At 64.6% G+C, this 8,026-nt stretch carries 8 protein-coding genes; all 8 read right to left on the bottom strand.

The genetic code is table 11. The features are described 5' to 3' along the window. A partial coding sequence (locus ACLBXN_RS20800) for an acetyl-CoA C-acyltransferase (protein WP_447613415.1) occupies positions 1–1,100 on the bottom strand: 1,100 nt, incomplete at its 3' end. Between the two features lie 136 nt (positions 1,101–1,236). After that, positions 1,237–1,722: a MaoC family dehydratase gene (locus ACLBXN_RS20795; RefSeq protein WP_043005831.1), complete on the bottom strand. Its 486-nt coding sequence runs from the start codon at positions 1,720–1,722 to the stop codon at positions 1,237–1,239. Positions 1,723–1,724: 2 nt separating this feature from the next. Next, on the bottom strand, positions 1,725–2,510 hold the full coding sequence (locus tag ACLBXN_RS20790; protein ID WP_043005832.1) for an SDR family oxidoreductase: 786 nt from the start codon (positions 2,508–2,510) through the stop codon (positions 1,725–1,727). A gap of 224 nt (positions 2,511–2,734) precedes the next feature. After that, on the bottom strand, positions 2,735–3,913 hold the full coding sequence (locus tag ACLBXN_RS20785; protein ID WP_447613414.1) for an acyl-CoA dehydrogenase family protein: 1,179 nt from the start codon (positions 3,911–3,913) through the stop codon (positions 2,735–2,737). Beyond that, positions 3,910–5,019 carry an acyl-CoA dehydrogenase family protein gene (locus ACLBXN_RS20780; RefSeq protein WP_447613502.1) on the bottom strand — a complete coding sequence of 370 codons (1,110 nt, stop codon included), beginning with the start codon at positions 5,017–5,019 and terminating at the stop codon, positions 3,910–3,912. The genes ACLBXN_RS20785 and ACLBXN_RS20780 overlap by 4 nt, the downstream gene beginning before the upstream one ends. Before the next feature lie 99 nt (positions 5,020–5,118). Further along, entirely contained in the window at positions 5,119–5,994 is an 876-nt protein-coding gene (locus tag ACLBXN_RS20775; RefSeq protein WP_211455532.1) for an SDR family oxidoreductase, read from the bottom strand. A 59-nt stretch (positions 5,995–6,053) separates the two neighbouring features. Next, entirely contained in the window at positions 6,054–7,616 is a 1,563-nt protein-coding gene (locus ACLBXN_RS20770; protein ID WP_447613413.1) for an amidase, read from the bottom strand. Positions 7,617–7,643: 27 nt separating this feature from the next. Next, positions 7,644–8,026: amidase family protein (locus ACLBXN_RS20765; protein ID WP_447613412.1), on the bottom strand; the 383-nt coding region annotated here is incomplete at its 5' end.

Here is an 8,026-nt window from a genome sequence, read left to right as displayed (position 1 = left end):
CCGACCAGACGGGCTCCCGACATGCCGAAGGGGTGGCCGATGGAGATCGCGCCGCCATTGACGTTCAGGCGCTCATCGGGAATGCCCAGCTGGTCGCGGCTGTAGATCACCTGACAGGCGAACGCTTCGTTGATTTCCCACAGACCGATATCGCCCATGGTCAGGCCATGCTGCTTGAGCAGCTTGGGGATGGCATAGACAGGGCCGATGCCCATTTCATCGGCGCGGCAGCCCGCCACGGCCACGCCGCGGTAGGTGCCCAGAGGCGCAAGGCCGCGACTGCGGGCCTCGTCGGCACTCATCAGAACGCAGGCACTGGCACCGTCGGACAGCTGGGAGGCATTGCCAGCCGTGATGAATCGGCCCTCGGGCACCCACTGGCCGTTCTTCCAGACAGGCTTGAGCTTGGCCAGACTCTCCAGCGTGGTGTCGGCACGGTTGCCCTCGTCGCGGGTCAGCGTCACTTCCTCACTGCCGGTGACGTTGCATTCCTTGTCGAACAACTGCTTGACGGTGGTCAGCGGCACGATCTCGTCGTCAAACAGGCCCTTGTCCTGCGCCGCAGCCACGCGCTGCTGGCTGCGCAGCGAGTACTCGTCCTGGGCTTCGCGGCTGATGCCGTAGCGCTGACTGACCAGCTCGGCCGTCTCAATCATCTGGATGTAAGCCGTGGGCTCTGCGGCCAGCACTGCCTTAGACTGGGCACGGTAGGCGTTCTTGTACTTGTTCTGCACCAGGGAGATGGACTCCAGGCCACCGGCCACGGCGATATTCATCTCGCCGGTCATGATGCCCTTGGCTGCCGTGGCAATGCTCATCAGGCCCGATGCGCACATGCGATCGATCACCATGCCGCCCACGGATTCCGGCAGGCCGGCCGTATAGCCGCACAGGCGCCCGAGGTTGTAGCCCTGCGTGCCCTGCTGCGCGGCAATGCCCAAGATGACATCATCCACATCGGCACCGGCCACGCTCGCCTTGTTGAGCGCCGCACGAATCACGTGTCCGCCCAGCACCGGAGCCTCGGTGTCGTTGAAGGCTCCACGATAAGCCTTGCCAATGGGGGTACGTGCCGTCGAAACGATGACTGCGTCTTTCATGTCTTTGTCTCCTAACTTTCTTGTCGTCGCGCCCTGGGCAGTTTTTGCTGCCCTATCGAGGCCGGCCACTCTATCGGCGGCTCGTGCCTCTTCACAAAAAATGCAACCGTCTGCCGGAGCAGGCGCTTGCACACACTCAATTTTCCTGGATAAAGAACAGCCTGCTGATGGTTTCGACCACGCAGCCGGGTTTGTCCTGATTCCTGACCTGTACGCTGATGCGGATCGTGACCTGTACGCCGTCTTCGCCGATCGGCGTCGCCGCCACCACCTCGCCGCTGCCGCGCACCCAGCTGTCGACCAGCACCGGGGCCGGAAAGCGCACCTTCTCGCAGCCATAGTTGACGCCCATCTTCAACCCCTGATAGCTGACCAGCTGGGGCAGAAACAGATTGGCCAGCGACAGCGTCAGATAGCCATGGGCCACGCAGGCGCCGAACGGGCCGCTGCCGGCCCGCTCGGGGTCCACATGAATCCACTGGTGGTCGCCCGTGGCATCGGCAAACTGGTTGATGCGCTCCTGGCTGATCTGCATCCATTCGGTCTCGCCCAGCTGACGGCCCACCGAGGCCAGCACCGAGGCCGCCGAGTCAAACAGCATCTTGTCTGCGACTGCGTTCATGCTCAGGCCCTTTGCGAGCTCACGGACACGACTTCACCCGTCATGTACGACGAGTAGTCGCTGGCCAGGAAGATCATCACATTGGCCACTTCCCAGGGCTCGGCACCACGGCCGAAGGCTTCCTTCTCGGAGAGCTTGGCCAGCAATTCCTCGGAGGCGGACTTCTTGAGGAAGGCATGAATGGCGATGGATGGAGCCACGGCGTTGATGCGGATGCCGAATTCGGCCGCCTCCAGCGCCGAGCAACGTGTGAACGCCATCACGCCGGCCTTGGCGGCCGCGTAATGCGCCTGCTCGGTCTGGGCGCGCCAGCCCAGCACCGAGGCGTTGTTGACGATCACGCCCTTGCCGCGCGGCTGCATGAGCTTGAGCGCGGCGCGCGTCATGCGGAAGGTGCCGGTCAGCGTGATGTCGATGACCTTGCTCCACTCGTCGTCGCTCATGTCGACGACCTTGCAGCTGGTGCCCAAACCCGCGTTATTGATCAGCACATCGATGCCGCCCATGGTGCTGTCGGCTTCGGCGATCAGTGCCTGAACCTGATCTTCACGGCTCACGTCGCAGAGCCTGGCGAAGACCTGGGTCAAACCCGTATCCTTTTTGATCTGCTCCACGGCTTCGGCCAGCCGGCGCTCATGCACATCGGAGATGAACAAGGCCTTGCAGCCCTCCTCTGCTGCACGTTTTGCAGCGGAAAAACCAATACCGGCGCCAGCAGCAGCGGTAACGAGCACAGTTTTGTTTTTGAGCAGACCGTGGGCAGCAACGTAGGAGGGAGCGCTAATCATTTTGCATTCAGAAGGTTGTTGCCTTGATCTTCCGGTCGCCGCTGCGCTGCAGCATCGTCACTTTGGACGATAGGTCATTCCCTAATGTCGCTGCAAGGACATTTCAAAACAGAAGATGCGGCCAACCGCCGGGAAAACCCGGTGTTCGCAGCATCTCTGTCCGGCCCGGGCAGTGCATCTGCCGGCTCCTCTGGAGCAAGGGCAAAAATGCCCGATGCACCCGATCAGCGCGGCATGCCCAGTGCGCGCTCGGCCATGAGGTTCATCTGAATCTCGTTGGTGCCGGCATAGATGGTGTCGGCACGGCTGACCAGCCAGAGCTGCTGCAGCGCAGCCAGGGCCGGGTCCTTGAGCACCAACCCGCCCTGCTCGCCGAGCACATCCATGGCCAGCTCGCCCAGATCGCGGTGCCAGTTGGACCATGCGTACTTGGAGACCGAGGCCACGCGAAACGGCGTGTTCTCGTCGCTGGAGCGCAGCGCATGGGCGCGCAGGGTCTGCAGCCCCATATCGGCCTTGGCCAGGCGCTGGCGCAGCAGCGGGTCCCGGGCCGCGCCATTGCGTCTGGCCAGCGCGACGATCAGATCCAGCTCATGGCGGAAATGTGCCTGCTGACCCAGCGTTGACGCACCGCGCTCGCAGCCCAGCAGGTACATGGCGACCTTCCAGCCGTCGCCCACGGGGCCCAGATGCAGACCGCCCTCGGTGCGTGCGCCGTCGAAGAAGACTTCGTTGAACTCCGAGGTGCCGGTGATCTGGCGAATCGGGCGCACTTCCACGCCAGGCTGCCTGAGGGGCACCAGCAGCAGCACCATGCCGGCGTGGCGCGCGCTGGCTGCGCTGCCTGAGGCCTCGTCGGTGCGGGCCAGCACAAACACCCATTCGGACTCATGGGCCCAGGAGGTCCAGACCTTCTGGCCGTGGATCACCCATTCACCCGTGTCCGCATCGCGGCAGGCCCTGGTGCGGATGCCGGCCAGGTCGGAGCCCGCGCCGGGCTCGGAGTAGCCCTGAGCCCAATAGTCGGTGCCGGCCAGAATGCCGGGCAGGAAACGCTGCTTCTGCTCGGACGTGCCGAAAGCCATCAGTGTGGGGGCCAGCAGGGTCTCGCCGATATGGCCGATACGGCCCGGGCCGCCGCAGCGCACATATTCCTCGTGGAAGATGACTTGCTGGGCCAGCGGGGCGTTGCGGCCGCCATAGCGTGTCTCCCAGCCCAGACCGGTCCAGCCGCCCTTGGCCAGTTCCTGCTCCCATTCCTTGGCCAGCTGCGCGTCATAGCCTTCGGTGCCCAGGCCGCTGGCGTGCTTGAGCGGGGCGAAGCGCCCTGTCAGGTGCTGCGCCATCCATTCCCGCACCTCGGCGCGAAAGGCCTCGTTGATTTCCGATTCCTGCATCTTCATGCTGCCTCCGTCACACTCTCGTCCAACAAACGCGTCGCCACCTGCTCGCGCCACTGCTCCACCGTACCCAAGCGCTGGCTCGATGCCTGCGCGCGCCGGAAGAACAGATGCGGATCGAACTCCCAGGTAAAGCCCACGCCGCCATGCAGCTGAATGCTTTCACCTGTGGAAAAGAGAGCTGCTTCCGTAGCATCCGTGCGGGATTGAGCCGCAAAATAGGTCAAATCTGTTGCATCACCAGCGCCATCAGCTATGAAAGCTGCAGCATAGACAGCAGAGCGTGCGGTCTCCACCTTCACCAGCATCTGCGCTGCGCGGTGCTTGACGCCCTGAAAGCTGCCCACGGCCTTGCCGAACTGCTGGCGCTCCTTGGTGTAGTCCACGGCCAGATCCAGCGCGCGCTCGGCCACGCCGACCTGCTCTGCCGCCAGGCCGATGGCGGCCAGATTGCGCGTCTGCGCCCACAGTAGCTCGAGTGCATCGCCATGCATCAGCACGGCAGAGCCGGTGAGCCTCACATTCACGGCCGAGACATCGGCGCTGCTGCGCGTGGCATCCATCGTCGCCAGGGCCTGCACGCTCAGGCCTTCGGCCCCGGCATTCACCTCCAGCAGCCCCAGAGATCCGCAAGGCAGCGTGGCTGGCAGCAGAAATACATCGGCATGCGCGCCGGAGCCCACCTGGCGCCACTGGCCATCGAGCACCAGAGCATCGCCATCCACCCTGGCGACAGCCGTGGCTGGCAGCTCGCCGCGCACCGTCATGCCCAGCACGCAGATCAGGCCCGAGGCCGCCAGGCGCTCCACCACGCCCAGGCCCTGCCCGGTCTGGCTCAGCGCCTGCCACAACGGCGTCACCGCAACGACGGCATCAAAGAACGGTACGCAGGCCAGGTGGTAGCCCATCTGCTCCTGCAGCAGCACCAGCTCACGCCATCCCAGGCCCATGCCGCCCGCAGCTTCGGGCAGGGCCACGCTGCACCAGCCCATGTCCAGCACTTCCTGCCACAGGGCGCGGTCCAGCCCGCCCTCGGTTTCGCAGACCTTGCGCACCCGTGCCGTGCTGCTTTTTTCCTGCAGAAACACCGCGGCGCTTTCGGCGATCATTTTTTGTTCTTCGTTCAGACTTAAATCCATGATGGCTCGCGTCCTGAGTTCTTCATCGAATGGGAAGGCCGGGCACCACGGCCCGGCCGCTTCTCGGGCTTAGGTCCCGTAGACTTTCTGAGGTGCCTTGCCTTCGGCGATCAGCTGATCGACGACGCCAGACAGCTCGGCAGGCTCCCAGCGCGCCTGCTTGTCATTGACCTTGCCAGTGAACCAGCCGTCGGCCACGGACAGCTCGCCGCCCTTGGCTTCAAAGCAGCGGCCCGTCACATGGGCGGACTGGGCGCTGCCCAGCCAGACGACGATGGAGGCCACGTTCATCGGGTCCCAGACGTCGAAGCCGGACTCGGGCTTCTTGACCATATCGGGCATGGCGCCTTCGGTCATGGAAGTGCGCGCGGCGGGCGCCAGGCAGTTGGCGGTGATACCGTAGCGCGCCAGCTCGGCGGCCTGCACCAGGGTCAGACCGGCGATGCCGGCCTTGGCCGCGGCATAGTTGCTCTGGCCTATGGAGCCTTGCAGACCGGCGCCGGAGCTGGTGTTGATGATGCGGGCATCCACGGGCTTGCCGGCCTTCTTCTGGTCGCGCCAGTAGCCACCAAAGACCTTGGCCATGCAGAAGTGGCCGCGCAGATGCACGCGCATGACCATGTCCCAGTCTTCCTCGGACAGGCTGAGGAACATGCGGTCGCGCAACACGCCGGCATTGTTCACGATGACCTGCACATCGCCAAAGGCGGCCAGCGTGGCCTCCAGAATCGATTGCGCACCGGCCACGGTGGTGATGTCACCGGTGTTGGCCAGCGCCTTGCCGCCGGCAGTCCTGACTTCCTCGGCCACGGCCTGGGCGGCTTCGGCGCGGATGTCGTTGACCACCACATTTGCACCTTCCTGCGCGAAGGCCAGCGCATAGGCGCGGCCCAGGCCACCGCCTGCACCGGTGATGACGACGGTTCTCTGGTTGCAAATACCCATTTGTTTCCCCTTTTCCTTGCTGTGCAGAGCAGGCCCGCAGCCTGTCTGCGCTCTTGAAATCACGCTTTGAAAACCGACAGGTCGGGCTGACGATGGGCCCAGGGCACGGATTGCTCCAGCTGAGCTGCCAGCGCCAGCAGACGACCTTCGCGGCCGAATGGCGCCGCAAAGTGCGCGCCGATCGGCAGCTTGTCCGCCGTCCAGTGCATGGGCACGGACATGGCGGGCTGACCCGTCATATTGAAAAGTGCGGTGTAGGGCGATGCCTTGACGGCCTCGCGTGCAAACGAGTCATAGGGCTGGTCCAGCGTCAGCACGCCCAGCAGCGGTGGCGGCACGGCCATCACGGGAGTCAGGATCAGGTCGTACTTGAGAAAGAAGCGGTCCAGAATCTGTCCGGCGGTATCGAAGTTGGTGCGCGCCATCAGCATCTGCTCGGCGGTATAGGACCTGGCCTTTTCCAGGTACAGCCAGTCCATCTGCTCGAGTTCGTCCTGGCGCACGGCGCGACCCAGCAGCTTTTCGCGGGCGCGGATGCTGGCCATCATGCCCACCGAGGTCACCACGCCCAGACCCGAGAACACCTCTGCCACGGGCAGCTCAGGCATGTCCTCGACGATTTCATGGCCCAGCGCCAGGCAGGCCTTGATGGCCTTGTCCACCGCCGCCTGACAGTCCGCATGCACGGGAATGCCAAAGTAGTTCTTAGTCCAGACGGCGATCTTGAGCTTTTTGGGCGCCTGCCTGAGGGCCTCCAGGTAGCTGCCCTCCACATCGCGCGGCGGTACGGTGCGCGAGCCCGGCTCGCGCCCCTGCGTCAGATCGAGCAGATGAGCGCTGTCGCGCACGCTGCGACTGATGACATGGTTCATGGACAGGCCCATCCAGCCTTCCATATTGGCCGGGCCGGCAGGCAGACGTCCGCGGCTGGGCTTGAGGCCGAACAGGCCGCAGTGCGAAGCGGGAATGCGGATGGAGCCACCGCCGTCGCTGGCATGGGCCACGGGCACAATGCCTGCGGCCACCACCGACGCCGCGCCCCCCGAGGAGCCGCCCGTGGTGTGGGCCGCATTCCAGGGATTGGGCGACTGCCCGTAGAGCAGGGACTCTGTCGTGGGCGTCTGGCCGAACTCGGGCGATGCCGTCTTGCCGAAGATATTGAGGCCGGCTGCCTTGTAGCGTGCTACCAGAGTGCTGTCGTACTCCGCCACCGCCCCCTTGAAGAAACGGCAGCCATTGGTGGTGACCGTGCACTTCAGATACTGGTTCAGGTCCTTGAGCAAAAAGGGCACGCCCCACATGGGTGCCCTGGCGGTGGCTTCGGCACGCGCGGCGCTGCCCAGCGCCGACATCTGCCTGGCCTGATCACGTGCCAGTTCGTAGTCCTTGATGACCACGGCGTTGAGCTTGGGCAGGACCTCGGTGCGAGCAATCGCGGCCTCCAGCGCTTCCAGCGGCGTGATATCGCCCCGGCGGATCTGCTCTGCCCAGGCATAGCCGTCCACCGCGACTGCCTCATTTTTCTTCTGCGCGGCCATCGCCGGCATGGTCGCAGCTGCGGCCACGGCACCTGCGCCCTGAATAAAGCCGCGACGATCCACACCTTGATTCACTGATTCCATGGTCTCCATCCTTTTGTTGTTCGAGATTCAAGCTTCGAGTGCGGACAGGTCCGGCACGCGATGCGCCCAGGGCTGGGCTTGCTCCAGCTGCGCCGCCAGGCGCAGCAATCGGCCTTCGCCACCAAAGGGGGCGACAAAGTGGGAACCCACCGGGAGGTGGTCTGCCGTCCAGTGCAGCGGCACCGACATCGCCGGATGGCCGCTGATGTTGAACAGCGAGGTAAAGGCCGAGGAGTTCATGGCCTCGGCGGCATAGCTTTCATAGGGCTGATCGAGCCGCAGCGCACCGAGCTTCTGCGCGGGCACCACGGTGGTGGGCGTCAGAATCAGGTCATACCGGGTGAGGAAGGCATCGATGAGCTGGCCGGCCTTGTCGAAGCCGGCACGCGCACGAAACAGGTCCAATGCCG

This window comes from Comamonas sp. C24C (assembly GCF_053345995.1).
Note: the sequence above shows the minus strand (reverse complement) of the source record. Positions and strands in the feature narration are given on the sequence as shown.